A 24,758-nucleotide genomic window follows, 5' to 3' on the forward strand; every position below is an offset into this window, starting at 1 on the left:
ACAGCCTCACACCGGCCTAAAAAAGCCCCTGTTCAGCAACGGCACCGCCAGACAACCCGTTCGACACCAACCACCCTGGAGAGCTTCGGCAGCTATCCGCGGGCGGCTTTGTCCAGCCGCCCGCTCCTGTGCCAGGCGTAGTCGACGGGCGCCGATTTCGCAGCGCCTGAACTTCCATGCCTCGAAGTTCCATCACCGGGCAATTGGGCGCCGCGACACCTGAGGAGAACCCCGAACCCATAATGGCCGCCGGGCAGCGTACGCTCAAAGCCACGCGCCCGGCCGCAATCCATGATGAAGTCCTAGATGAACGGTGTAGGGTCCACCGTCTGTCCATCAACTACGACCTCAAAGTGCAGGTGGCATCCCGTGGAATTGCCCGTCGTGCCGACTCCAGCTATCGGGGCGCCGCCATTGACCTCCTGCCCAACACTGACCCCAATGGAGTCCAAATGGTTGTAGGTGGTCTTGATCCCACCACCGTGGTCGATAACGATTCGATTTCCGCCACCATACGGGCTCCACCCAGCTTCCGTCACGGTACCTGAGCCTGACGCAAATACTGAGGTGCCGCACGCGCCAGCAAAGTCGATCCCTGTGTGCAGTTCCCCTCCCGCCCCAGTCAGCGGATTGACCCGATACCCAAATGGTGAGGTGACCGTCAGCTCAGCCAACGGAGGGCGAAGCCCTGAGGACGGCTGCGCGGGCGTTGGCACAGCTGCTGGCGCCTCTTCTGGCGCCAGTGTGGGAATTGGCGCCTCTTGGGCAGCCGCCGGGTGCAGGGCGCTCGGCGGCGTTGCTGCCTGGGCTGGCTTGCTGGACACCAGCGGCTTAGCGAAGGACACCACGACATCCTGATCCGCCGTTATTGTCGGTTGGCCCGAGGAGATAGACACGTTGGCGGTCACGGCAGGCGAAAGATGATTAGTCTCAGCGTGCGCGGCCGGAAGGGCAGTCAATGCAATGAAACCTGCTGCGGCCACAGCCATCGTCAATGATTTCTTGCCTGTGAAGGGCTCGATAGCCACGTCAGGGGCCGACGCCCAGTGACGCCCTTTGTTCGACGTGTTGATGAGTTTTGATTTGGTCGCGCGACGGCGGCCATGCTGGCGGTGGGCAGGCATAAGTGAGGTCCTCTCAACGCCTACGAAGTTAGCTGTCGGATTCGGGCGAGGTAGGCCCGGCCAGTCCAACGCCCCGCCATATAGGCAGTGGTTTGTTGAGCAGGCTTCACCCCAAGGTGCAACAAGGCACCGGTAGTGGTTCCTCCGTCCCCGTCGCAAAAATGAACGATCGCGGACCGCCGACGGGGTTTGGCGAAGCGGCCCACGAAATACCCGTTAGGGGTATATATTTTTTCAATCCTAACGGACAAGAACCAAAAGTTATAATTTCGTTACACATGAAGTTCGGTGCCCAGGCCACGTCACCTTTCACCACTGGCTGACCGCCGGTCCGACCTCCACATACCCGGGATCAATTCACTTGGACCAGCCAGCAGGAACGGCAGCATGCCAACGGTGGTTGTGGTGAGCGCGATCCGGCTGACAATGGGTGCCGCGGGCTGGCCAGCTGCAGCAATCCCACGATGCCGGCCAGCATGAGCGGGATGCCCAGCAGGTTCAGCATGAGGCCCAGAATTCCGAGGGTTCCCCGCTCCATCAGAGCGCTGAGGTAGCCTTCCGTGCTGGGACGCCCTGCAGGAATGCCGTGTTGATGAACGACGCCGAGGCGTTCAGTGCCGCTCCCCACCACCAGTGCCGCTGCGGTGCTTCAGCGGCTCATGAAGCGGATGGGCGCCCGGGCAGGGGTGGGTACGACGTTCCTTTCGACGGCCGGCCTGGCACCGGGTTCCATGATATTTTCGGTGCGGCTGTGTGCGTCCATGGCTGATCTCCCGGTGCTGGCTGGTGGAATGGCTTGTTCCACCAGCTTTGCTGCACAACCGTCTCGGGTGGCAGTGCCCAGCGTCCCGGATCATCCGGGATTCTCAGGCCGAGTTCCGCGAGGTCCGGATCGGCTGCGCGTACAACCCGTTAAGCCACGCGCCCCACGCATCGCCGGCGGTGTCAGCGTCAGCACCGTCAGCAAACAGGTGGATGGTCATTCCCATCACGGCGCCGAAGGCATTGCGGTCAAAGAAGCGGTACATCGCGTCTTCTGTGCGCAGTCCCACGAAGTTCGGATCAAGGTAGTCCACCACGGCGTCCACCATCCCGACCCCCGCAATGGTGATGCTGAGGTGTCCCCCGGCTCCGGCGACGGCAATCCCCAATGCGGCCATGACCACCTCACAGGCGTCGGGTGCGGAGGACGCTGCGGGCCCTGTACATGGGCGAATGCGGCCTGTTTGCCCGCGAAGTACTTCACGTACTGGCCCAGCGTGTGCTGGTAGAAGGCGGTGTGCTTGGCGGCGCCGTCGTATTGGTTGTCCCAGTCCTCGAAGATCAACCGCTGTGGACGTAGCGCAGCCAGGAGTTGCCATCCGGGAGCTCGGAAATGTCGTAGTCGAGCTGGTTGAAGAAGTCGCCTTCGCCCGCCATCTGGTTGGAAAATCGGTGCGGCGGCTCCCACAAAGTGACGGTGCTGCCCATGGGGCCGGCCCCACCCGTTCGCGGCTCAAATTCGCCGCCCAGGGCCACAGCCAGCCGGAATTGCCCACTGTGGCGGCGTCGAACACCTGTTGGGGCGTGCCCTCGATCTCGGATTCGTGCACGATCTTGAATTCCTTGGCCATCATGACTCCCTAGTTGTGGCCGGTTGTTCCGGCAGGGTGTGTAATTTGCTGCGCGCCCGGCTTGATGCTGGGGTGAAGTGCGACGACGATCCTGTGCTTGCGTCCGCCGCTTGCGTTTGCGCTGTGGTACTTTTCGACGAGCTTCGCTGTCCCTGTCTCGAGTTCCGCTGTGAAGGCGGCCCGGTCGGCTGCGCTGGCGAAGATTACCTCGCCGTCCATGGCGAAGGTGGCCAGTCGCTGCTTGGCGTTGTCGGCCCCGGTGATGAGCGCCTCCACGTCGTGAACCAGCCGTGCTGCGAGGGCCAGCATCCAACGTGCCGTGAGCCGGTTGGGCTCGAGCGAAGGATCAGGGGCCACGCCCGGAAGTGCCGCGGGGGGCATGACGTATTCCCGGGCCGTTGCGCCCATGACCCGTTCTGTGACGTTGCCGCGGCGCCGCTCCTCCACCAATTCCAGCAACCCAAAGCCTTCCAACATGTGCAGGTGGTAGTTCACTTTTTGCCGGGGCAGCCCCAGTCGCCCGGCAACGTTCGCCGCAGAGGCGGGCTCGCGCAGTTCCGCCAGCAATCGGGCACGAATGGGATCCAACGTCGCCTCCGCGGCGGCTTCCTCAATGACGGCAACGTCTAACATTTCTTCAGTTTCTCACCGACAATTTTATATTTTAAGCAGAAATCTGGTCACTGAGCCACCGGGCCTCAGTAAATTTTCGACACCTTGTAGAAATATGGGATAATTGCGGGTAGCCGAACAAAATCGGCACACCAGATTCTTCAGGGGAGGCGGGAATGGCGTCAGGCGGCGTTCGCGTTGTCCGAGGCTGGGCCGGTGCGTGTGTTGCAACCTTCGTCTCCGTGATCTCCCACGTGTTGGCCGGCGGCGGACCTCCCGAACTCTCCATCCTATTCCTGGCTCTTGCACTGTCAGGGCTAGTCTGCACCTTGCTAGCTGGCCGGGTGCTCTCGTGGTGGCGGATGGCTGTAGCGGTTGTCCTGAGCCAGAGTGGTTTCCACTGGCTCTTCAGTGCCAACGCCGCCATGGCCGACACCTCCGCGGTGCTGCCGAAAGGCGTCCATGCCGGCCATGACATGTCCAACATGACGTTCATGACCGTCCCCGGCTCGGCACCCATGGCCATGACGCACGATGGTCCCATGATGTGGCTCAGCCACGTCCTAGCAGCCGCGGTCACCGTTGCTGTACTGCGCCATGGCGAGGTCAGCACTGTCCGACTCATCCGAGCTTTGCGGTTCCGGCTGATCCGGCTGCTGCCAGCCGTCCACCTTGTGTCCATCTTCTCCGGCACCCGGATCCTGCCCACCACCTGGCCGGTTCTGGCCCTGCCGAATTTGGGCGTGCCGCTGCTAGCCATGCGCCACCGCGGCCCCCCGGTACTTTCCCTCGTGTCCTAAAACGCCTCCACGTTTTTCAATCCGAAAGCCCTGCCGGCGCACATTGCTGCGTTCCTTGGCGGGGCGGGAAGCAACCATGCCTACAAACTTTTTGTCCACTGCCACCTGGCAAACCAACGGTTCAAGGGCCGCCGCAGCAATTGCCGCCGTACTTTTGTGCCTGGGGTTGGCTCTGGCCACGGCACCCCAAGCTGCCGCGCATGACCGCATCATCTCGTCCAACCCGTCACCCGATGCGCAGCTAGACGCCGCACCAGCCGGTGTGGAACTTTCCTTCAGCGGTTCATTGCTGATTCTTGGCAACGAGGTTCGCGTCATGGACGCAGCAGACAAGGATTGGGCGCAGGGCGAGCCGGCTCTGAGCGGCACCAAGCTGGCCCAGCCGGTGCAGGCCAACATGCCCGACGGCGAATACCTGGTCCGTTGGCGGGTGGTCTCCAGCGACGGACACCCCATCAACGGCACTCAGACGTTCGTGGTGGGTGATGCCGCGGCGGCACTAAAGTCCCCGGCAGCCGCGCCCACGCTAAAATCGACGCCCAGCAAGAGTGCAGTGGCGCCGTCGGCGACCAGTGCCCCGTCAGCCCAAAACGAGAGCCCCCCGGCTGCCGCGACTCAAAACAGTGACGGTGCTGCCGGAGGCTCGGCCTTGGGCAAGGTGCTGGTCATAGGGCTGGGCGCGCTTGTTGGGCTGGGCGCCTACTTGGGATTCGTCTTCATTGCGCGGGCACGGGAAAACTCCAAACAAGCATCCTGACTCCACACAACAAAAATTCTTCCCGGCCACCCACGGCAGGACGCCGCATGGCCGGCAATACCTTTAACGGAGCTTCATCATGAACAAAATGACTTTCAAGTCCTTCCGCTACACAGCCCTGGCCGTCGCAGCAGCCGCTTCACTGGCGCTGACATCCTGCGGCGCCTACGACGAGAGCCGCAACGCGGCCGCCCCCACCCCCGCCTACGCCGCCCCGGCCTCTGCCCTGACCATCGACGAGACCTGGGCAAAGGCCATCGACGGTGGCATGACCTCCGCGTTTGGAACCGTCAGAAACAGCACCGGCGAGGACATCACCATTGTTGGTGCCAGTACTCCGGCCGCAAAAACGGCTGAGCTGCATGAGGTCATTGCAGGTGCCGACGGCGGCATGAAGATGCAGCCCAAGGAGGGCGGCTTTGTGGTTCCCGCCAACGGTGAAATCGTGCTGGAGCCCGGCAACGACCACATCATGATGATGGGACTGGTCAAGCCGGTCCAGGCAGGGGACGAGATCTCCCTGACCTTGGAGCTCTCCACAGGCGACACCCTGGATTTCACCGCCGTGGTCAAGGACTTCTCCGGCGCCAATGAGGACTACGGCGACCTTGCAGACGATGAGGGCATGGACCACGGCACCGACACCCCCGCCGGCTCGCCCACGCATACCAAATGACCCAACAACCGAAGACATCTACAGCCCCCGCCTCTGAGCCACCCAAGAAACGTGGTGTGCCACGCCGGAACCTGCTCTTTGGTGGTGCCGCGGCAAGCCTAGGCGCCTTGGCAGGTGCGGCAACGCTGTTGCCGGGCGGCAAGGATCAAGGTGAGCTCCCGCCGTCGTCCATGGCAATCCATGGCAGCCAAACGGTGCCGTTTTACGGCGCCCGACAGGCCGGAATCAGCACGGATGCGCAGTCGCACGCAAACTTTGTGGCGCTGGAACTGAATCCGGACCTGCCCGCTGACCGGATCAAGGCACTGCTGAAACTGCTGACCGACGACGCCGCCAGGCTCACCCAGGGCCGGGGCGCTTTGGCGGACACCGAGGTTGAACTGGCGGCCAGTCCCGCCCGTCTGACCGTGACCTTTGGCTTTGGACCTCGGCTGGTGGAGCTGGTCAATCCGGCGCAGAAACCCGCCTGGCTCAAGCCGCTGCCGGCGTTCTCCGTTGACAAGCTGCGCCCAGAATTCAACGACGGCGACCTGCTATTGCAGATCTGCTCCGATGATCCGGTGTCCGTAGCGCATGCCCAGCGTATGTTGCTGAAGGATGCACGCAGCTTTGCCTCCGTGAAATGGGTGCAGCAGGGATTCCGGCGCGCCCATGGCACGGAAAACCCCGGCACCACCATGCGGAATTTGTTTGGCCAGGTGGACGGTACGGCGAACCCGCAGCCGGACACCGGATGGCATGAGGATGTGGTGTGGGGCCGGGAGGAAATCGCTCCATGGCTTGAGAACGGCACGTCTCTGGTGATTCGGCGCATTGAAATGAATCTGGACACCTGGGATGAACTCGATCGCCCCGGCAGGGACGCCTCAGTGGGGCGCCGCATGGACAACGGGGCGCCGCTGACCGGCACAAATGAGCACGATGAGCCGGACTTCGAGGCCTTGAACTCCTCTGGTTTCCCCGTGATTGAGGACTTCGCCCATATGCGCCGGGCCCGCCCAGAGAACCCTGTGGAGCGAATTTTCCGTCGTGGCTACAACTACGATGGGCAGCCGGCGGCGGGGGACATTTCCGGGTCGGGGCTGATTTTTGCCTCGTACCAGGCCGATGTGCAGAAGCAGTTCACGCCTATCCAGAAGCGTTTGGATGAGCTGGACATGCTGAATATGTGGACCGTTCCGACCGGTTCAGCCGTTTTCGCCGTCCCGCCGGGCTGTGCGGAGGGCGGGTTCATCGGCGAGCAGTTGTTCACCTAAGTTGCCGGTTGGGCTGATTCCCTGCTCGCTGGAGGTGCCGAAATCGGGTTTCGACACCGCCAGCCAGCAGGGTTAAAAGGTAAACAGCCGCCGCACCACCAGACCTTCGGCAAGGTCATCGAGCCCCTGGTTGATTTCAGCTAGGGGCTTGGTGTCCGTGTGCAGCAATTCAACCGGCAGCCGGCCGTCGCGCCAGAGTTGGATGTAGGCGGGGATGTCGCGGGCGGGGTCGGCATCTCCCCTGTAGGAGCCGATCAGCCGCTTGCCCGTGCCCGCGAACGGCAGGGCCTGAACATTGAGCATCTGGTCTGGATGAGGCAACCCCACGGATACCAGTGCCCCGCCCCGGGTGAGCAGGTCAAGGCACGCCTCCATGACCTTGGCACTGCCCACAGCTTCAATGGCAACATCCACACCATCGCCGGCATGCGCCGCAACGAGCTCTCCTGCCTGCCCCGGCGAGCCCGCAAAGTGGGCACCACATTTGCGCGCAAGAGCTTGCTTCTCCGGAAGCGGATCGATCGCGATGACCGTAGTCCCAGGAATCTGGGGCGCACCCATGACCGCGACGAGGCCCCACAGCTCCCAGGCCGAATACAATCACAGACTGGCCCTCGGTGACGTTGGCGGAGTGGATGACGGCGCCAATTCCGGTGAGGGCGGCGCAACCGAACATGGCAGCGACATCCAGCGGGACGTCGTCATCAATCACCACCACGGATTCCCGCGCCACCACGGCGTACTCAGAAAACGCGGAAACCCCCAGGTGGTGGTTCACCCGCTCCCCCGACGTTGTGCGCAGAATGGCGTCGCCGTGCAGGAGGTCCCCGCTGCCATTGGACTCGGCACCGCGGTGACATAGGGCGGGGCGGCCGTTGGTGCAGGCGCGGCAGTTCCCGCACATCGGGACGAAGACCAGGACCACCCGGTCCCCTGTCTTCACACCCTGGACATGAAGCCCGATGGCGGCCACCATCCTGCTGCCTTCTCACCCGGGTCACCGCGGCCCAGCTATTCATCGCCACAAAGCGGTTCGTCACCCGAAAGCCCCAGCGGTGGACACAGTCTTTATAGCGGCCTAAAGGCACTGCAATAATTCATCTTCGGCTGCTTGAACGCTGCCCCCAACCTGGCAAAGTACTAGGAACGCGTGGACCGCTTGGGTTCGGGCTGGCTTGCTAGTTGGATGAGATAGTCGTTGTATGCATCCAATTCCGGCGTCCCTTCCGTTGCGATCTTCCTTTCGGCCTTGACCCAGCTGCGGGCTTCGTCGCGATGCCATCGAACGAGGATATACAAGAGCATCAACACTGAGGGCAATTCCCCGTAGGCCCATGCCAGGCCGCCGGCCACGGCCTGGTCGGCCATGGGGTCGACGTTCCACGAAGCTGGTGCAGTCGAGAAGAACGTGACCATGGGTTTGGTGGACATCATGATGACCACGCCAAAAAAGGCATGCAGTGGCATTTCAGCGAAGACATCGATCATCCGGCCCAAATGGCTCTGTCGCCTGGGGAGGGGGTCGGCCGAAAGTAGTGGGATGGTGAACAGGACTCCAGCGAACAGAAACACTAGTTCCAGGCCAACGTGCCCGTACCAATTTGTCAGAAGCCGGTCAGCCATTCCGGAGAAGTAGACGCCGTAGAAGCTAAGGAGAAAAAGGGGAACCATGAACGCTGGGTGGATAGCCAGGCGCCCCCACCTGGATCGCAAGCCCCAGATCGCAAGGCGTAGTGCTGGTAGTCCCAGGCCGTTCCGCGGCGTCGCCCGCAGCAGCAGTGTTCCTGGTGAGCCGAGTACCAATAGTGGCGGAACAGCCATCATGAGCGTGAGCTGTTGGAACATGAAAATTGAAAACATGCCCAATCCGTAACCTTCGATGCCGGCACCCATGACAACCATTACGGCCAAGCAACCGATCAAGAATGAGGCGGTGCGAATCGGCGACCATGACCGCCCTTGCCTCCAAAGTCGAATTGCCCCGGAAAGGTAGAAGATTGCCGCCAGTAGTGCCAGTACCGGGATGAGAGGCATGGGTTGGAAGTTTGGGGCAAGATATTGAGCCATCGATGGCGCCAAGGTGGGCAGCCAAACAGGGCCATCTATGTCAAAGTCAGACATCCCGGAGGCGCTCTTCGGGAGCTAGGGGCGTACGGACAGGTGGTTGAGGGGTTAGTCGAAGTCTGCCATGGCCAACCGTTGTTGACCGGTATGTCCAACATGTTTCAGGCCGAGTTCCAGCAGAATGCTGACGTGGGAATCGGCCAGTGAATAGTACGCCATTCGTCCTGATCGACGGACCTCTACCACTCGGGAAGCCCTTAGAAGGCGGAGGGCATGGGAGACGCCTGATTCGCTGAGTCCGGTTGTTGCGGCTACATCGCAAACGCACATCTCCCCTGACAGAAGGGCGGTGAGTATCCGAACCCGCCCTGGATCGGAGAGGAGTCCAAAGATGGCCGCAAGTTCCACTACGTCGATGTCGCGGGGCATTTGGGATTTGACCAGTGCGACCTTGCCAGCATCTACCAGTCTGGCTGAACACTCGCTGTCTGTGCCCGCCGTCAATTCTGCTGCCTCGTGTGTTGTTCCTGTCATTCACCAAGAGTACCCTTTCCTGCTAATGGTTCGCATTTGCTTTAGGCGATGTCACTGAAATTGCTGCACCGGCCTCTCGACGAATGAAAGTCGCGACCGTTCCGCTCCCCAGAATTAACGTATGAACAACTCTACATATATTCTTATGGAATGCTGGCGATTATTGGTGCTGCCTGCCAAGAACCCTTTTCACGCCAGCGTAGGTCTAGGTTTGAGGAACATACATGGCGATGAAAGTGCCGGCAACGATCAATACCCGTGGCACTGCGCCTAGACTCTGGTGGCTCGGTGGTGCTGTCATCCTTGCTGTGTGCACGGTCTTAGTCGCGAGTGCTTTCGGCCGGGCGGGGCTTCCAACACTGGTTCGTGACCCCGGAGCCTTCGTTCGATGGGGGTATGGTGTTGCAAAAACGGTGCAAAATATTGCTGTCGCCTCGACCATTGGCGCCCTAATATTCGCCGCCTTCATTGTTCCCCGCACTAAGCAACGACCAGCGAGAAAGAGTCAAGTTGGAGCAGCTGTGGCGAACCACGGAGGAGAGCATCCGGCATTCACTCGGGTCATGGTCCTTGCCATGACCTCCAGCCTGTTGTGGACGTTGGCCGCCCTGGCTGTTCTGATCTTCAGTTTCGCCGACATTGCAGGGATACCGATCTCCGGCAGCAGCGATTTTGCCGCCAAGCTCGCATCCTACGTCACAGAAATCCCCACTGGAACCGCCTGGTTGGTGGTGGTGACCATTGCAGCGCTAGTGGCGACAATGACATATGGCGTCCGCTCGGCAACAGCTCTTGCAGTTACGGCCGGTCTTGCCTTGGCGGGCTTGCTGCCAGTAGTCCTAATAGGTCATGCTGCCGGCGGCAGCGATCATGAACAAGCGGTCAATTCCCTTGGATTGCACCTAGTTGGCGTGTGTTTGTGGTTTGGTGGGTTGATTGCCTTATGCGTCGCCGGACCTGCCCTGGGAAACGAAAAACCCTGGGTAGTGAAGCGATACTCAAACATGGCGGGCTTCGCCTTCGTGCTAGTCGTCGCCTCCGGCATTATCAATGCCCTCATCCGGATCGATGTCCCTGCCGGGATGGCTTCCGCCTATGGGTACATCTTGCTGCTCAAAACCGCGGCCACCATCTTCTTGGGGGTTGTTGGACTCATGCATCGAAAGTGGATTATTCCTGCTCTAACAACAACGAAGCACCCTGGGAAGGCACAGCGTCTGTTCTGGCGCCTTGTGGTTGTGGAATTATTGATCATGGGAGCCGTCAGCGGCCTCGCTGCCGGGCTGAGCCGGACACCAACTGGTACGGAGGCTATTGGCCCATCGCTGAGTCCGGCCGAAGTTCTTACCGGCTATCGACTGCCGCCGGAACTGACCATCGAGACATGGTTCTCGGTATGGAGACCGGATTGGCTGTGGATTGCCCTGGCAATCGTCTCGGCCTACCTATATCTCCGAGCCATCCGCCATCTTCAACTACGCGGCGACAGCTGGCCAGCGGCTCGAAGCGTGTCATGGCTGATAGGCCTGGGCCTGCTGGTGTTCTTCACCTCCGGTGGACCCGCTGTCTATGGGCGTGTCTTATTCAGTGCTCACGTGTTCGACCACCTTGCGCTGACGATGATTGTTCCGGTTCTCCTCGCGCTCAGTTTCCCCCTCGTGCTGGCTCTTAGGGTTTTTGAACCTCGCACTGACGGATCGATGGGCCCCCGAGAGTGGGTCGCTGCAGCCACCAAATCACGATTATGGACAGTGGCCACGCATCCAGGGCTTACTTCCGCGACCTTAATCGGGTCAATGGCTCTCTTTTACTACTCGGATGCATTCGGATTTGCACTCCGGCAACACGCGGGCCATGAGCTTATGAACGTCTATTTCGTGGTAATCGGGTGCCTCTTCGCCCAGTCAATGATCGGGAAGCGCGCTAGCACGCAATCAATGACTTCGTATCGGGCTCGCATCGTTTTGCTCCTGGTAGTGACAGTGGCTCAAGTGGCTATGGGAGCTGCCTTGAGGTTCTCAACAACTGTGATTGAGCCTGAATGGTTCCTCGGCATGGGAAGAGAATGGGGCTTGGCCCCTCTGGTAGATCAACGCTCAGCCGGCGCCATCCAGGGGGTAGTCGGCCTAGCGGTGGGCCTTATGATCATTCTCGTCATGTCCATTCAACGGCGAATTTCCGGCCTCGGAGTGGTTCGGAGCCGGATCACATACGGTGAGCTCGGGCGGAAAAATGCCGAGTGTATGCATATGGGCAAACCGCATGTTCCCTGTGAACGAGTCGAGAAGCATCAGTAACTTATCCAATACGACTGTCAAAATTCAGCGACTTCCCCTAGCGACTTGGAGATGACCTCATGAGCGACCACGATCACGCAGCAGCAGGTACCAGCCAGCGAGGCAAGCTTCTACTTGTTTTTGTCATAACTTTCACAGTCATGATTGCCGAAATAATCGGGGCTATTTTGACCGGGAGCCTCGCACTCTTGGCCGATGCAGGGCACATGTTCACCGACTCAGCAGGACTATTGATTGCGCTGCTTGCGGCGTCTCTGGCCCTGAAACCAGCATCGATAAGCCGTACTTGGGGCTACAAGCGCGCCGAGATCATTGCTGCGGCCGGACAGGCATCGCTGCTTTTGGCTGTAGGTGGATTCGTCATCATCGAAGGCATCCGCAGACTCTTCGATCCACCAGAGGTCGGAGAGTCCATGATGCTCTGGTTCGGCGTCATAGGCCTCGTTGGTAATGCTGTTAGCCTCGTCATCCTTTCAGCAGGACGCAACCACAACTTCAACATGAAGGCAGCCTTCCTGGAGGTGCTCAACGATGCGTTGGGCTCGATCGCCGTCATCGTCGCCGCCATCGTCATAGCAACTACCGGTTGGCTCCAGGCCGATGCTGTTGTGTCGTTGTTAATCGGGACGCTGATCATTCCCCGAACAGTGAAATTACTCCGTGACACCATCAATGTTCTGATGGAAAGTGTTCCCAAGGGCCTTGACCTTTCGAAAGTGCGTGAGCACATCCTCGCATTACCTAATGTCCTTGATGTCCATGACCTGCATGCATCATTGGTGGCGTCCGGTACACCAGTGCTTTCTGCACACATCACTGTTGAGGACTCCTGCATGACTGACGGCCAGGCAGGAGTCCTCCTGACGAACCTGCAGGATTGTGTCGCCCACCACTTTGATATCGGCATCGAACACTCAACGTTTCAGATAGAAACCTCAACCCACCGTGACCAAGAGAATATCCATCATTGATGACGACGCATCCACCAACATCGACCACTCGGGAAGTCCCATCCAATAGTTGTCTAGGATCGTATGGCTATTGATGTCCGTAATTGTGATGGCAGGACTGATCTGGTCCACCAGTTGAATGCCTTGGTGTCAGATGCAAGACATTCAAAGAAATCCGCGCATTTTTGGTAAGCCTAAAGATGAATTCGTAAACAAAATCGCATTTATCACTGGCTGTGACCCGCTCCCCATCCACCGCCAATCGAAAATGCTAACCCTCGCCGCCGCGACTGCTAGCCAACAAGGCAAGTATGCGCAAAGGATGCCGGGCTCTTTGAATCTTTGCGGAAGAAATGGACTCGAAATGACCGCCAATGACACTGCCAAGTAGCCACCTACGTCAGCTCCCCCGATAACCCACATGATCACCCCACCGCCGTTTTCTCGTATCTAGCAACCACCTCGTCAAGAAAGGAATGGTGCCCATGGCTGCTGTTTGTGCACCATTTCGCTTCCCGCGGGCAGCGGTGATAGCTGTCGCCGTCCTGGGATTGCCTGCCGCAGCCCACCTGATGGCAGGGGGCCACCTGCCGCCACCGACAATTGTGGCTGCCCTCTCGAGTGTTGTCTTGCTCTCCGCAGTCTTGCTCGCAGGCATAAGAATGACGGGCCCGGTGCTCGTGGCGTACCTGGCTGCAGGCCAAACTACTCTGCACCATGCCTTCTCCGTATTTTCTGGTGACAGCACTCTCTTGTTCGAAAATGGGACACATCACGGAGTGGTGCTGGGCCCCGTGGCGAGGCCCGCAGTCGAGACGATCCCCACTGAGCACCTGGCTGCCGCTGATTCGCCACTTATGCTGGTCCTGCACGCCGCAGCAACAGTACTGGCTGCAATAGTTCTGGCGTGGGGAGAAGCCGCACTTTGGGCTCTTGCGCGCTGGCTTCGTCCCCTTGCTGTGGTACCAGAAGCTTTTGGGGTTGCTCCAACATCGAGCACCCTGACTGCAAAATACGGTACGCTCGCACGGCGATGGAGGTACCTTGGAAAACCGTCAACACGGGGGCCTCCGCGAACGGAAGCGCATCTGCCCGCATAGCCCCACCTACACGCCCGCAGTTGATGCGACCTAGTTTCCCGAACGGTCTATTGCCCTTCGGAGTGTACTTCGACGCACCTAGCGCACCAACGACTTAGAAGCACTGAAGAATAATCCAGTGGAACACAGAACAGAATTGCAGAGATACACCATGAAAAAATTTCAAATTCGACGCTACCGACTCCGCATGGCCTTGGCAGCGGCGGCACTTATTCCGGCATTCGCAGCCGCACCAGCACTAGCCCATGACGCGCTCGAATCCACCGTTCCGGGCGTTGATGCCACAGTTGCCGTAGCGCCCAGCTCAGTCTCGTTGACACTGTCCAATCCTCCGGCAGATTCCGAAAGCCTGAAACTCAGTCTCATCACCGTCACCGATGGGGAGGGGAAAACTGTCAGCGACGGCCAGGTCACCATCCAAGGTCCAACACTCTCCACTAAGATCACCAACGGCAGCTCCGGGCAATACAAGGTGTTGTGGCGTGCAGTCTCCTCAGACGGCCACCCCATTGAGGGGAACTACGCTTTCACTGTTCAGGACCTTAGCCAGGGCGCGACGGTCACTGCAGCGCCAACAACAGTGGTGCCCGAAGCCAGCCCAGCGGTGAACGCTGCCTCTGACGTGACCTCCGATCAACCTGAATCATCAAACGCAGGAGGCTTGGTTTTGGCAATCGGAATACCGGCAGCTATTTTGGCTGCCATTGTTGGAACCATGATCATCGTCCGTCGAAGCTTGCGCAAAAGCGAAGCTCCCTAGGCCAAACCCGTTGGCGCTTGGGAGCAAGTCCTTCAGTTGCCAACGGTGGATGGTCGATCCTCGATCAAAGCCTCAGGGATCGACCATCAATGCATCACGCGGCCATTGTCCGCCGGTTTCTGAGATAACGAGAAATACAGCCGCAAAGGGTTCCAAGGGCCATTACAACGAATGCACCCACTCCGACGGCGAAAAGAATGGTCGGTAACAACGTGGGCGGGCCCGACGCTTCGACGGCGGATATGATGGCCAGCCAGTAGGCCCCAGTTGCTACCAACCACGCTGCTCCAGCGAGAGCTACTAGCCACGACCACCCGGCGAACCAGCGTTGTCCGTCCTGGTATGACAGTGCCACCGCCACCGCAACAATGCCAGCCACAAGTAGCAGCTGCGCGCCGAATTTGTATGCAGTGGCTATTAGGCCTACAGGAATGCAGAATCCACCGATGAACATGAGCCGTCGGGCACCCAGAGGCATCTTGGTGCCCGCGGCGACTTCCTCACGATGCATGGACGGGGCTGGCATCATGTTCGGGTCTGGGTCTGAAATTTTCATAAATCCTTACGAGTGGGTGGTGCCGCTGGCGAGTGCCCTATGAGGTCTGGTGGGGAAGTGGAGGGGCGGAGCGTCCGCAGACCGAGGATGTGTTCAGATCCGAGTAGACGAGCGTCTGTGCCGGAGCGAAGGAATTGGCCAGCTAAGTCCTGCGATCTACGCTGGCGTCAGTACATCAGTCCATGCTCACCCAACCCTCACAGGATCCGCCCAGCTTACTAGGCGAAAATAAAAGACATATGAACATACGTTCATACTACCGCCGTCTGATCTCTTGATCCGTTGCTTTCAGCCATGATGCGGAAGTGATTGTGCAGCGCCCGAGCGTCAGGGGCAAGCTGACTGTCATTCACACCGTGGTTCTGTAGCTCCCGTGACGGCTGTGGCTCACTAGCTATGGCATATCTGCATAGGTATGCTCGTGTACCGTTTCGCCAAACCCCGCCGGCGGCCCACGTCCAATCAACTCCTAGGCGGGGGTGGAGGACCCATCAGTGGTGCGCTAGCGCACCTTGGGGTGAAGCACATTGAACTGGCCATCGCAATTGCGACCAGTTATCAGATGTGCCGGGCAGAACTCTCGCCCGAATCCGACAGCTAACTTCGCCGGCGCCGAGAGGATTACCACCATGCCTTCCCACCGCCAGCACGGCCGTCGCCGTGCTCAAATGTCCGTGCCAGCTCCCCGCCATACCGGGCGCCATTGGTCCCTACCTCCAGCTACCGTTCCGAAGCGAGGCCGTCTCGGGCGAAAGATGGGCGCCATCGCCGCTTCCGGATTCATCATGGTCGCCACCTTAACGGCCGCTCACGCTGGCGTCGCCTACAACCCTGACACCTTGGATTCAACCGCGCCTTTAGCGATCGAAAAGAGCCAGCCACAGGTGACTGCCAATAAAGACGTGGCACTCAGCTTCGCCGCGCCGGCCATCAGCAGCAAGCCGGCACCTTCGAAGGCTCCCGCCCAAGCCCAGTCGAGCGAGGTGCAACCTGCATCGCCGGCCCCAGCAACAACGGCGCCGGAAACTCCTTCAACCACTTTGCGCCCGCCACTAGCAAGCATGACCGTCAACTCTCCCTTCGGGTTCCGGTCTAACCCACTCTCGGGCGCCAGTGGAGAACTGCATACAGGCTTGGACCTAGCAGCGACCTGCAATACCGAAGTGTTCGCGGCTGGCACCGGAACAGTTACAGAAGCTGGATGGAGCCCGTATGGCGGAGGAAACCGCATTGTCATTGACCACGGCAATGGCATCCAAACCACATACAACCACCTGGCCAACATCGGACTCAGCGTCGGGCAGCAAGTCACCCAGGGAGCCCTAGTGGCGGGAGCAGGCACAACTGGTAACTCCACCGGCTGCCACCTCCACTTTGAAGTCATGGTCAACGGCCAGACTGTCGACCCTGACCCCTTCGTCTAGACCTCCCTCGCCAGCATTCCCACACTCCGAGCTGTCGTCCCAGTCCGGAGTGGGGCAAAAAAGGTTGCCCAGGTGCAAATTACTTGCTGTGTATAGGACCTACTTTCGATTTGGTGGTGCAGGACTCATCTCTGTGATCCCGACCAGCTTGCGGTGAGGGGGTATCCACTTGCAGGCATTTATTTGCCGCTAAGTGGGTACCCCCTTGGCGTGCGCCCAGTCAAGAGTGGCAAAGGCATCCCTCCGATTGCCTAGCCCATGGGCCGATCTCGCTCAGAACCAGTCTCAAAAGAGCTGCCTATCGGAACGAAAGCATGATGAACCGTCCCGGAAATTATGCCGCCAGAAAACTGGCGGCATAATTTCCGAGACGGTTCAATTGCTGGTGGGGCGGCTATTGTCAGTCTTATGCCCGTGGAATTTTTGACTGATGAACAGGCGCAGGCCTATGGAAGGTTCGCCGAGGAACCGACGCGGCCTGAGCTGGAGCGCTTCTTCTTCCTCGACGACGAGGACCGGAACCTGATCGCGAAACGAAGAGGCGACCACAACCGCCTAGGCTTCGCCCTGCAGATGTGCACGGTCCGGTACATCGGGCTGTTCCTGGATAACCCCTCGGCCGTGCCGTGGCCGGTCGTTGAGCATCTGGCGGCACAGCTGGAGATTGAGGATCCTTCCTGCCTCAAGGAGTACACCGAGCGGCCCAAGACAGCGTATGAGTACGCGTGGGTGATCCGCGATACGTACGGCTACCACCAGTACGAGGACCCCGCCCACGGGCGGATGTTCAGGGCGTTCCTGCACGGGCGGGCGTGGACGCACGCCGAGGGACCTGTCGCGTTGTTCAACCACGCGGCGGGTTGGCTGCGTCGGCACTGGGTGCTGCTACCCGGGGTGAACGTGCTGGCCCGGCAGGTTTCCGAGGTCCGTGCCATCGCCGAGAAGCGGCTGCACGCCACGGTTGCCAAGGCCGCCCTGCGGGCGGATCCGGCGCTGCCCGGGAACTTGGTTGCCACGCTGAAAACACCGGAGGACACCCGGTACTCGGAACTGGAGCGTATGCGTCGACCGCCAACGCGGAGCACCGGCACCGCGATGAAGGGTGCGTTGCAGCGGGTTGAGGACATCGCCGCCTTCGGGCTGAGACGGCTGAAGCTGAAACAGATACCGCCGAACCGGCTCTCGGTGCTGGCTCGGTACGGGCTGGGCACCAAGGCCCCGAAGTTGGAGCGGACCGCGGAACCCAAGCGCACGGCGATACTCACCGCCGTGATGCGCCATCTGGAGGCCAAGGCGATCGATGATGCCCTGGATCTGTTCGAGATCCTCATGGCGACCAGGCTGATCAGCACCGCGAGGCGCGCCACTGACAAGCAGCGCCTGTCCACCCTGCCGCAGCTGGAGAATGCGGCACGGATCGTGGCAAGGGCAGCGAAGGTGTTCCTCGAGAAGCTGGAGTCCATCGAGGAAGCCGGGGGTGAGGTGGATGTGACCGCGCTATGGCGGGCCTTGGAGGAGATCGCGCCCCGGTCGGTGATGTCGGGCGCGGCCGCCACGGTAGTGACCTTGGTGCTCCAAGACGGAGACTCGGCACAAACCGCACTGCGCGGGGCGCCGGCACTGCGCTACAACACCGTCAAGTCGTTCTTGTCTCTTTTGGGTGAGACCTCGGCGCTGGAAGCCGCAACCGGCGGGGTAAGCATCTTGGCAGGGGTGAAGAAGCTGCCAGCACTCTCGCGCAGGAAGGTCGGCGAGAAGCCGCTGCTGCCCCGGGAGATCGACGACACGCTCGTGCCGCCGCACTGGCACAAGGCGGTGTATGCGAACGCCGAGCAACCGGAGGGGACGGTGGACCGCGACGCGTACGTAGTGTGTGTCCTGGAACAGCTCTTCCGCGCCCTGAAGCGTCGGGACATCTTCGCCTCGCCCTCGCACCGCTGGTCGGACCCACGCGCCCGCCTGCTGATGGGAACGGAGTGGGAGGCGGTGCGCGAGGACATCCTGGCCGGACTGAGCCTGGAGGAGGATGCCGAGGCGCACCTGCGGGAGTTAGTCGAGGTGCTGGATGCCACCTGGCGGCAGACGGCCGAGCGGCTCGAGGAAGCCGGTGATGACGCGAAGATCAGCATCGAGGTGCAGCCAAGCGGACGGGCGAAACTGAATGTGGAGAAGCTTCACGCGCTCGGGGGGCACGGGTTTGGGACCGCCGAGGCTGAGCATGGCCAGCGAGATCGGGGCCTCGGGTGATTTGAAGCCGAACGCGATCCGGGTGAGGAGGCGTAATTTCGTAGTCAACGATTCGATCCGCCCATTCGAAAGTCCAGGGCCTCGGCCGCCTCCTCGTACGGCAGTTTGACGACCAGCCGCTGTCCTTCCTTGAGGTAGTAGGCCCGGCCGAGCCCGGGGTCGATCTGCACGATCCAGGCGAGCTTGGTCTGCTGCTTTTCGGTCAGGTTCTCCGGGTTCTTCCACAGCGCGTAGCGGGAGTTCTTCACTCCGGCCGAGAGGGCGCTGGCCGCCCCGTGCGGTTTCGTTGGCGTCGATCCAAGCGCCCCGGCGGACCTCGTCGAGTGCTTCGGTGGCCCATTGGACAATTTGGAAGGAATCAGCGCAGAGGATGGCATCGGGGCAGCGCTCGGCAATAACGGCGGTGATCCAGGGGCCGCGTCCGCGTTGACATGGGTGATCCTGGCCGAACGCTCGTCGCCGAGGCCGTCGAAGAAAGTGCGCAGGGTGGCCTTGTCGCGGCCCGGTGCCGCCCAGAGCAGCCGCCGGGAATTGTGGTCGACGACCACGGTAAGAACTCCGGTTCCCGTCAGATTTGAGACACAAACGTCACCGCCGATTTTCCGCCGCTGAAGGAGCGCTAGCTGGTTTTGGGTTCGCGGTAGGCCAGGAGGCGGAGGGCGTTGGCGACGACGAGCAGGGTTGATCCTTCGTGGACCAGGACGGCCAGGCCGATGCCGATGGTCCCGGTGATGGTGGCCGGGATGAGGATCGCAACAACGCCGAGGCTGGCCCAGAGGTTCTGGCGGATGATCCGGCTGGACTGGCGGCTGAGGTTCACGGCGAAGGGGAGCCGTTGCAGGTCATCTCCCATGAGCGCGACGTCGGCGGTTTCCATGGCGACGTCGGAGCCGGCGGCGCCCATGGCGATCCCGACGGTGGCGTTGGCCATGGCGGGTGCGTCGTTGACGCCGTCGCCGACCATGGCGACCTTGTGTTCCCTGGCGCGCAGGTCGATGACGGCCGTGACTTTGTCTTCGGGCAGCAGATCGCCGCGGGCCTCGTCGAGTCCGAGCTTGCCGGCGACTGCGTCGGCGACGGTCTGGTTGTCGCCGGAGAGCATGATCATGTGGCGGATGCCGGCCTGGCGCAGTTGCGTGACGACCGTCGCCGCGGAGTCCCGGGGCGTGTCCATCAGGCCGAGGACGCCCAGGTACCGGGATCCCCGTCGTACGACCATGGTGGTCCGGCCTGCTGCCTCCAACCGGGCGGTGGAGTCGGCGATGTCTTTGGTCAGCGGCGAGCCGTCGATTTCCGTGAACAGCCGTTGTTTGCCGATGTGGATCTCTTCGCCGTCGATCACGGCGCTGACGCCGCGACCGGTGATGCTGGTGACTGCCCCGGCGGTGAGCAGGGGTGTTCCGTCCAGCCGGGCGCGGGCCGCCCTCACGATGGCGGAGGCGAGCGGGTGGTCGCTTTGCGACTCGACGGCGAGGGCGACGTTGAGCAGTTCGGATTCCTTGACGCCGTCAGCCGGTTCGACGTCGGTCATTTCCGGTTTGCCCTCCGTGAGGGTGCCGGTTTTATCGAAGGCGATCGCGCGCAGGGTGCCGAGGTTTTCCAGCGGGCCGCCGCCTTTGATGAGCAGGCCGCCGCGGGCGGCGCGGGCCAGTCCGGACAGGACCGCGCTCGGGGTGGAGATTGCCAGGGCGCACGGGCTGGCGGCGACCAGGACGGCCAGGGCCCGGTAGAGCGTGGCGGAGAAGGGTTCGTCGATGACGAGGCCGGCGAAGAGCAGTACGACGACGAGGATCAGCACGGCGGGGACGAACACGCGCTGGAACCGGTCGGTGAATCGTTGGGTGGGGGAGGTCTGGGCCTGGGCTTCGCTGACCATCCGCACGACGCGCGCGAGCGTGGAATCCTTGGACAGCCGGGTCACTGCGATCTCCAGTACGCCGGGCCCGTTGACGGTGCCGGCGTAGATGCGGCTCTCCGCGGGGATGTCCACCTCGTTGCGGGAGGCCTGCGGCCCGATCGGGGCCTTGTCCACGGGGATGCTCTCCCCGGTTACGGCTGACTGGTCCACGCTGCTCTCGCCAACTGTGACGTAACCGTCGGAGGGGATGCGGGTGTTGGGCTTGATGATGACGGTGTCGCCGATCCGTAGCTCCCCGACCGGGATCTCCTGCTCTGTGCCGTCGCGTTTGACGATCGCACTTTCCGGGGCGAGTTCGGCCAGCGCCTGGATGGCGCGCCGGGCCCGTCCCATGGCGTAGCCTTCCAGGGCGTGGCCGATGCTGAACAGTGCCAGCAGCAGGGCGCCCTCTGCGAGCTCCCCGAGCACCGCGGCGCCGGCGGCCGCGACCAGCATGAGGAAGTCGATTTCGAACCGTTTGGCCATCACGGTCTGGATGGCTTCCTTGAGGGTGTAGTAGCCGCCGAAGAAATACGCGGCGATGTACAGTGCCGTCGAGACCGCGTCCGGCACCGTAGGGCTCAGCCCGAGCAGGAAACCCGTGGCGAGGGTCAGGGCACACAGGATCGCGAAGATCAGCTCGCTGCGCTCACCGAAGATCCCGCCGTGCTTGTGATCATGGTCTTCGTGCGCTTCGGCCTTGGGTGCGGCGGCTTCGCCGGCACCTGCCGCGGGTGCTTTGGCGGGACCGGGCCGGCCTGCGCGCGGTGGTGTCCCGAAGCGCGTGAGAAGGTCCGTAATCGCCTTCTCCGAGGTCCGGTCCGCGAGGTATTCGACCGCGACGGACCCGGTGGCGGAGACGTGGGCCTCCGCCACACCGTCCAGGCTGCGCAGCCGCTGTTCGAGCAGCTGCGCCCGGGCGGGCCTGGAAATGCCGTCCACGTCGATGCTGAGGTGGCCGAAGTCGCTGTCCACCCGTACGCCCAGGGACACGGCCAGTTCACGGATGCGCTGCAGGCTGATGACGTCCGGTTCGAAATGTACGCACAGCTGGGCCGCTTCGGTGCCGTCCGCGCGTTTGACGTGCGCGCTCATGATGCCCTCCCGGGCCTGAAGGCCGTCGGTCAGCGTCTGGACGCAGGCGTCCTGTTCATCCAGTGCCTCCGGCAGCACGGTCTTCAGGTCAAGTTGGGTGTCGGTTGCCATACGTGGTCATTCCTAGTGTCAGGGCCGGTCTGGGTAAGGGGTGCGGGTATAAGGCGTCGGGGGTTACCCGAACAGGTCGCCGAGGAATCCGCCGCGCTTGCGGCGGTCGTGCCGGTCCCCGTGCCCGGAGTCGCGGCCGTCGTGGTGGCTGTCCCTCTGGTCCGGGTACTGGGGTCGGGGGTATCCGGGCGCGGGATTCCGGGCGGCGTTGAAGGAGCTTTCGGCGTCCATCAAAGACTCGAGCTCGCCCCGGTCCAGGAAGATTCCGCGGCAGCCGGTGCACTGGTCGATGACGACGCCGTTGCGTTCGTAGGGACGCATCTCCGCTCCGCATTTGGGGCAGGTGAGTGCGGTGGGTGAAGGGTTCATGATGGCTCCTGATGGGTGGGGTCGGTGGGGGGGTCAGTGGTGGCAGGGGTTGCCGTGATGGCCGGGGAGTGGCTGGCGTGGGTGATCGCCATGTCCAGCAGCATCCGGACGTGGCTGTCGCCGAGCCGGTAGAAAACGACGCGGCCCGCGCGGCGGGTTTCCACGACGCGGTGCGCGCGCATGAGCCGAAGGGCCTGGCTCACCGAGGATTCACTCTGGCCGCTCACCGAGGCAAGGTCGTGCACGCAGACCTCACCGGCTTCGAGCAGGGTGGCGAGGATCCGGACCCGGCCGGGGTCGCCCATCAGCCGGAACACAGCGGCGACCCGTTCGACATCCTCCACCGAGGGCAGCGCCCCCTGGAGGATGTCAACCCGTGCCCGGTCGCCGCCGTTGTCCCGGGACCCGGAAGGGCCGTCAGGGTCGGGGATGGACTGAAGTCGTCGGCTTTGTTGACTCATATGAACATCTTATCATTTGAGCAGATGTAAGCAATGGGCGGTTCGTCGTCGGGTTTTTCGGGGGCGCGGATGTGTCCTCCGGGCACGCCGGCGGTGGAACTGCATGGTTTGGGCTGGTGTCGCAACTTCTTTTTCGCATCCACACTGATCACGGTGTCCCCGGTGGCCATGTGCTGGCGGGCCTGATCGTTGAGATACACGAACTGTCCCTCGGCTTAATCCGGAGGCTGGCCGCCCTCGGCGGTCTTGACGTTGGCCCGCAGACTGTAACCCTGCTCGCGCAACAGCCTTCGGACCACGAAATCACTGACCAGATGGCCTTCCCCGCGGAGCTCAGCGGTCAGCTTCCGGATCAATTTGGAGTCCATCGCAGGGGCGACATCGGATCCCCGCGGGTAGCCGGATCGATCAGCGATTCAAACGCCGCGGTCAGAGCTCATCATGCGTTTCGGCCCGTTTACGGCCGCCGCCGGGCTTACGTGAACGCCCCGACGAGAGCTCCACTCCGCTCGCGGCTTCCGTGCGTCCGCACCGCACCGTATCCGCGGCAACGCCCGTGGCACGAGCAACTACACCCACTCCGCCCGAGCCCAACTCCGCCGCTTCCGCACCCAACCACATCCTCCGCTGGAACTCCGACAGATGAGGCCGCAGAACCTCAAACCACCGTGCCACCGACTCCGCCAAACCCGCCTTACCACAACAGTAATGGCGCAACCACCAAAACGAGGTTAATTACTCACAAGCACTACGTACAACTGGTCTGGGCGGAACCCCCGCAGAGGAGGCGGGCACCGCGGACCTGGCGCTCGACGCCCAACCAACCCAAGGATCACGCGGCAACCGGGTTACACCACACCAATGGGCTTGACCGGCTGGAATCGATGCCTTGGCAGGTGGCTACTTCCGGAGGCTTTTCTGGACTTTGTGACGGCGGATGACAACACCTGCGCTGTGAAGCACCAGCCCCACACCGCGATGACGGCCAGCGATGCGAATGTCAGGGTCTCGTCCTTGGAAATTTGCCCAAGAATATTGAGGACGATGCCGACGGCGACCGCTCCCATGGCGCCAAAAGACCCACGGATGCGTCAGGAGAGCCCCAGATACAGGGCATATACCCAGAGACTAACATGGGACGACGCAGTTGATTCCCTGCCGACGATTCTTGCAAATAGTTCTCGAATCGGCGATCGGAACCGCCATTCCCGACTGTGAATTATCCGCCAGTCTGAACTAACAGTCACAGCAGCAGGTCAGCGGCTGGTGTGTCCGGTGGAGGACCGGCATACGGGACAGTTCGCGTACGTCGTAGATTTCTCAGAGTTAGCCGTCGATCCGAACCGTTAGGCTTTCTGGATGGACCCTTTGAATCAGCCCGTCTTGGATGCCTTGGAATTTCGTCTACGCCCATTCGAGGCCAAGGATGCTGAGCTGGTTCGAGAAGTATCGGTCGATCTGTTGATTCCTTTGATTACGACTGTTCCAAGAAACGGCACGGACAAGGAAATACTCGATTTCATCGACCGGCAGCACCATCGGCTTGTGGATCGATCCGGATATTCATACGCCATCGCGGATGCAAGCTCTGATCAAGCACTGGGCCAAATCGGACTGTGGCTGAAAAATTCCGGTCAAGGCCGCGCCAGCATTGGATACTGGGTTGCCCCTCGTCATCGAAACCAAGGAATAGTCTCTACCGCCCTGGATGCCTTGTCAGGGTGGGGGCTAAGCCTGCCAGAGATACACCGGTTGGAGCTTTACGTCGAGCCTTGGAATCAAGGTTCTTGGCGAGCTGCGGAGCGCTGCGGCTATGCGCCAGGAGGGGTTGCTGCATAGTTGGCAGGAAGTCGGCGGGCAGCGTAAAGACATGTACATGTACTCCCGCCTCAAATGAGGTGAATGCGAACTGAGACATTCCGAATGTTACTGAACTCGGGTGGCGTTCCCGGTGCCCGCTCAGCGTTCCCGCTACGGGCACAAGACGGCTGTGCAGGCAAGTGCTGAAATTTGTGCAGACGGGTACTGAAAATGACATCAGCTGACCCGGGGTGA

At 61.4% G+C, this 24,758-nt stretch carries 28 protein-coding genes, 2 pseudogenes and 2 riboswitches; of the genes and pseudogenes, 14 read left to right on the top strand and 16 right to left on the bottom strand.

Going from position 1 to position 24,758, the window contains the following annotated elements:
• Positions 1–302 precede the first annotated feature (302 nt).
• The 3 genes from CXQ93_RS18565 to CXQ93_RS20905 all read right to left on the bottom strand — a co-directional run bounded on the left by CXQ93_RS18565 (position 303) and on the right by CXQ93_RS20905 (position 2,284).
• Positions 303–1,124: a M23 family metallopeptidase gene (locus tag CXQ93_RS18565; protein ID WP_104111908.1), complete on the bottom strand. Its 822-nt coding sequence runs from the start codon at positions 1,122–1,124 to the stop codon at positions 303–305.
• A 5-nt stretch (positions 1,125–1,129) separates the two neighbouring features.
• A riboswitch (cyclic di-AMP (ydaO/yuaA leader) is annotated at positions 1,130–1,329 on the bottom strand.
• A 147-nt stretch (positions 1,330–1,476) separates the two neighbouring features.
• Positions 1,477–1,752 (bottom strand): hypothetical protein, encoded by a 276-nt coding sequence (locus CXQ93_RS18570; RefSeq protein ID WP_146073267.1) that lies wholly within the window; start codon positions 1,750–1,752, stop codon positions 1,477–1,479.
• A gap of 238 nt (positions 1,753–1,990) precedes the next feature.
• Positions 1,991–2,284 (bottom strand): hypothetical protein, encoded by a 294-nt coding sequence (locus CXQ93_RS20905; protein WP_219817390.1) that lies wholly within the window; start codon positions 2,282–2,284, stop codon positions 1,991–1,993.
• A 20-nt stretch (positions 2,285–2,304) separates the two neighbouring features.
• Between CXQ93_RS20905 and CXQ93_RS20910 the strand changes: the two genes are divergently transcribed.
• Positions 2,305–2,466, top strand: a complete 162-nt coding sequence (locus tag CXQ93_RS20910) for a hypothetical protein (protein WP_219817391.1) — start codon at positions 2,305–2,307, stop codon at positions 2,464–2,466.
• Complete coding sequence (locus tag CXQ93_RS20915) at positions 2,457–2,750, top strand: hypothetical protein (RefSeq protein ID WP_219817392.1); 294 nt, start codon at positions 2,457–2,459, stop codon at positions 2,748–2,750. Before CXQ93_RS20910 ends, CXQ93_RS20915 begins: the two co-directional genes overlap by 10 nt.
• On the opposite strand, the gene CXQ93_RS18580 is transcribed toward CXQ93_RS20915, so the two are convergent.
• The gene (locus CXQ93_RS18580) at positions 2,747–3,370 is read right to left on the bottom strand and encodes a helix-turn-helix domain-containing protein (RefSeq protein ID WP_104111910.1); all 624 of its coding nucleotides are present in this window, start codon (positions 3,368–3,370) and stop codon (positions 2,747–2,749) included. The two genes, CXQ93_RS20915 and CXQ93_RS18580, sit on opposite strands and share 4 nt — an antisense overlap.
• Before the next feature lie 155 nt (positions 3,371–3,525).
• Here CXQ93_RS18580 and CXQ93_RS18585 point away from each other — a divergent pair, with 155 nt between their 5' ends.
• From CXQ93_RS18585 to CXQ93_RS18600, 4 genes are all read left to right on the top strand, one after another.
• Positions 3,526–4,149 carry a hypothetical protein gene (locus tag CXQ93_RS18585; RefSeq protein ID WP_104111911.1) on the top strand — a complete coding sequence of 208 codons (624 nt, stop codon included), beginning with the start codon at positions 3,526–3,528 and terminating at the stop codon, positions 4,147–4,149.
• A gap of 76 nt (positions 4,150–4,225) precedes the next feature.
• Positions 4,226–4,906 carry a copper resistance CopC family protein gene (locus CXQ93_RS18590; protein WP_104111912.1) on the top strand — a complete coding sequence of 227 codons (681 nt, stop codon included), beginning with the start codon at positions 4,226–4,228 and terminating at the stop codon, positions 4,904–4,906.
• A 79-nt stretch (positions 4,907–4,985) separates the two neighbouring features.
• The gene (locus CXQ93_RS18595) at positions 4,986–5,582 is read left to right on the top strand and encodes a copper chaperone PCu(A)C (RefSeq protein WP_258069108.1); all 597 of its coding nucleotides are present in this window, start codon (positions 4,986–4,988) and stop codon (positions 5,580–5,582) included.
• A complete protein-coding gene (locus CXQ93_RS18600) occupies positions 5,579–6,838 on the top strand; it encodes a Dyp-type peroxidase (RefSeq protein WP_104111913.1) in 1,260 nt (419 codons plus the stop codon). The genes CXQ93_RS18595 and CXQ93_RS18600 overlap by 4 nt, the downstream gene beginning before the upstream one ends.
• Positions 6,839–6,910: 72 nt before the next feature.
• On the opposite strand, the gene CXQ93_RS21305 is transcribed toward CXQ93_RS18600, so the two are convergent.
• Positions 6,911–7,399 (bottom strand): zinc-binding dehydrogenase, encoded by a 489-nt coding sequence (locus tag CXQ93_RS21305; RefSeq protein ID WP_308470641.1) that lies wholly within the window; start codon positions 7,397–7,399, stop codon positions 6,911–6,913.
• Between CXQ93_RS21305 and CXQ93_RS21310 the strand changes: the two genes are divergently transcribed.
• Positions 7,398–7,700, top strand: a complete 303-nt coding sequence (locus CXQ93_RS21310) for a hypothetical protein (protein ID WP_308470643.1) — start codon at positions 7,398–7,400, stop codon at positions 7,698–7,700. The two genes, CXQ93_RS21305 and CXQ93_RS21310, sit on opposite strands and share 2 nt — an antisense overlap.
• Here the strand turns inward: CXQ93_RS21310 and CXQ93_RS21315 are convergent.
• From CXQ93_RS21315 to CXQ93_RS18615, 3 genes and pseudogenes are all read right to left on the bottom strand, one after another.
• A pseudogene (locus tag CXQ93_RS21315) lies at positions 7,602–7,814 on the bottom strand (alcohol dehydrogenase catalytic domain-containing protein); the annotation flags it as partial. The gene CXQ93_RS21310 and the pseudogene CXQ93_RS21315 sit on opposite strands and share 99 nt — an antisense overlap.
• A 164-nt stretch (positions 7,815–7,978) precedes the next feature.
• Positions 7,979–8,959, bottom strand: a complete 981-nt coding sequence (locus CXQ93_RS18610; protein ID WP_104111914.1) for a cytochrome c oxidase assembly protein — start codon at positions 8,957–8,959, stop codon at positions 7,979–7,981.
• Positions 8,960–9,010: 51 nt separating this feature from the next.
• Entirely contained in the window at positions 9,011–9,436 is a 426-nt protein-coding gene (locus CXQ93_RS18615) for a helix-turn-helix transcriptional regulator (RefSeq protein ID WP_104111915.1), read from the bottom strand.
• A gap of 224 nt (positions 9,437–9,660) precedes the next feature.
• Between CXQ93_RS18615 and CXQ93_RS18620 the strand changes: the two genes are divergently transcribed.
• The 4 genes from CXQ93_RS18620 (at position 9,661) to CXQ93_RS18640 (ending at position 14,543) form a co-directional block, all read left to right on the top strand.
• Positions 9,661–11,733 (top strand): cytochrome c oxidase assembly protein, encoded by a 2,073-nt coding sequence (locus tag CXQ93_RS18620; protein ID WP_104111916.1) that lies wholly within the window; start codon positions 9,661–9,663, stop codon positions 11,731–11,733.
• 59 nt (positions 11,734–11,792) lie between these two features.
• Complete coding sequence (locus CXQ93_RS18625; protein WP_104111917.1) at positions 11,793–12,704, top strand: cation diffusion facilitator family transporter; 912 nt, start codon at positions 11,793–11,795, stop codon at positions 12,702–12,704.
• 464 nt (positions 12,705–13,168) lie between these two features.
• A complete protein-coding gene (locus CXQ93_RS18635; RefSeq protein ID WP_104111919.1) occupies positions 13,169–13,783 on the top strand; it encodes a hypothetical protein in 615 nt (204 codons plus the stop codon).
• Between the two features lie 151 nt (positions 13,784–13,934).
• Positions 13,935–14,543 carry a copper resistance CopC family protein gene (locus CXQ93_RS18640; RefSeq protein ID WP_104111920.1) on the top strand — a complete coding sequence of 203 codons (609 nt, stop codon included), beginning with the start codon at positions 13,935–13,937 and terminating at the stop codon, positions 14,541–14,543.
• Between the two features lie 94 nt (positions 14,544–14,637).
• Here the strand turns inward: CXQ93_RS18640 and CXQ93_RS18645 are convergent, their stop codons facing one another.
• Complete coding sequence (locus tag CXQ93_RS18645) at positions 14,638–15,099, bottom strand: hypothetical protein (RefSeq protein WP_253598164.1); 462 nt, start codon at positions 15,097–15,099, stop codon at positions 14,638–14,640.
• A 422-nt stretch (positions 15,100–15,521) separates the two neighbouring features.
• Positions 15,522–15,723: riboswitch (cyclic di-AMP (ydaO/yuaA leader) on the top strand.
• A gap of 5 nt (positions 15,724–15,728) precedes the next feature.
• On the opposite strand from CXQ93_RS18645, the gene CXQ93_RS18655 reads away from it, so the two are divergent.
• Both CXQ93_RS18655 and CXQ93_RS18660 read left to right on the top strand, forming a co-directional pair.
• Complete coding sequence (locus CXQ93_RS18655) at positions 15,729–16,523, top strand: M23 family metallopeptidase (RefSeq protein WP_104111922.1); 795 nt, start codon at positions 15,729–15,731, stop codon at positions 16,521–16,523.
• Between the two features lie 408 nt (positions 16,524–16,931).
• Positions 16,932–18,770: a DUF4158 domain-containing protein gene (locus tag CXQ93_RS18660; protein WP_258069109.1), complete on the top strand. Its 1,839-nt coding sequence runs from the start codon at positions 16,932–16,934 to the stop codon at positions 18,768–18,770.
• Here CXQ93_RS18660 and CXQ93_RS18665 read toward each other — a convergent pair.
• From CXQ93_RS18665 to CXQ93_RS18695, 7 genes and pseudogenes are all read right to left on the bottom strand, one after another.
• A pseudogene (locus tag CXQ93_RS18665) lies at positions 18,699–19,375 on the bottom strand (transposase); the annotation flags it as partial. The gene CXQ93_RS18660 and the pseudogene CXQ93_RS18665 sit on opposite strands and share 72 nt — an antisense overlap.
• 14 nt (positions 19,376–19,389) lie before the next feature.
• The gene (locus tag CXQ93_RS18670) at positions 19,390–21,873 is read right to left on the bottom strand and encodes a heavy metal translocating P-type ATPase (RefSeq protein ID WP_104111924.1); all 2,484 of its coding nucleotides are present in this window, start codon (positions 21,871–21,873) and stop codon (positions 19,390–19,392) included.
• 63 nt (positions 21,874–21,936) lie between these two features.
• Positions 21,937–22,242 (bottom strand): zf-TFIIB domain-containing protein, encoded by a 306-nt coding sequence (locus CXQ93_RS18675; RefSeq protein WP_104111925.1) that lies wholly within the window; start codon positions 22,240–22,242, stop codon positions 21,937–21,939.
• Positions 22,239–22,703: a helix-turn-helix transcriptional regulator gene (locus tag CXQ93_RS18680; protein WP_104111926.1), complete on the bottom strand. Its 465-nt coding sequence runs from the start codon at positions 22,701–22,703 to the stop codon at positions 22,239–22,241. The genes CXQ93_RS18675 and CXQ93_RS18680 overlap by 4 nt, the downstream gene beginning before the upstream one ends.
• The gene (locus tag CXQ93_RS18685) at positions 22,700–22,903 is read right to left on the bottom strand and encodes a hypothetical protein (RefSeq protein ID WP_104111927.1); all 204 of its coding nucleotides are present in this window, start codon (positions 22,901–22,903) and stop codon (positions 22,700–22,702) included. Before CXQ93_RS18685 ends, CXQ93_RS18680 begins: the two co-directional genes overlap by 4 nt.
• A 15-nt stretch (positions 22,904–22,918) precedes the next feature.
• Entirely contained in the window at positions 22,919–23,071 is a 153-nt protein-coding gene (locus CXQ93_RS18690; RefSeq protein WP_104111928.1) for a hypothetical protein, read from the bottom strand.
• A gap of 480 nt (positions 23,072–23,551) precedes the next feature.
• On the bottom strand, positions 23,552–23,770 hold the full coding sequence (locus CXQ93_RS18695) for a hypothetical protein (RefSeq protein WP_253598159.1): 219 nt from the start codon (positions 23,768–23,770) through the stop codon (positions 23,552–23,554).
• A gap of 292 nt (positions 23,771–24,062) precedes the next feature.
• On the opposite strand from CXQ93_RS18695, the gene CXQ93_RS18700 reads away from it, so the two are divergent.
• Positions 24,063–24,542: a GNAT family N-acetyltransferase gene (locus CXQ93_RS18700; protein ID WP_253598158.1), complete on the top strand. Its 480-nt coding sequence runs from the start codon at positions 24,063–24,065 to the stop codon at positions 24,540–24,542.
• Positions 24,543–24,758: the final 216 nt, after the last annotated feature.

Source organism: Arthrobacter sp. N199823 (assembly GCF_002929705.1).
Lineage (GTDB): Bacteria > Actinomycetota > Actinomycetes > Actinomycetales > Micrococcaceae > Specibacter.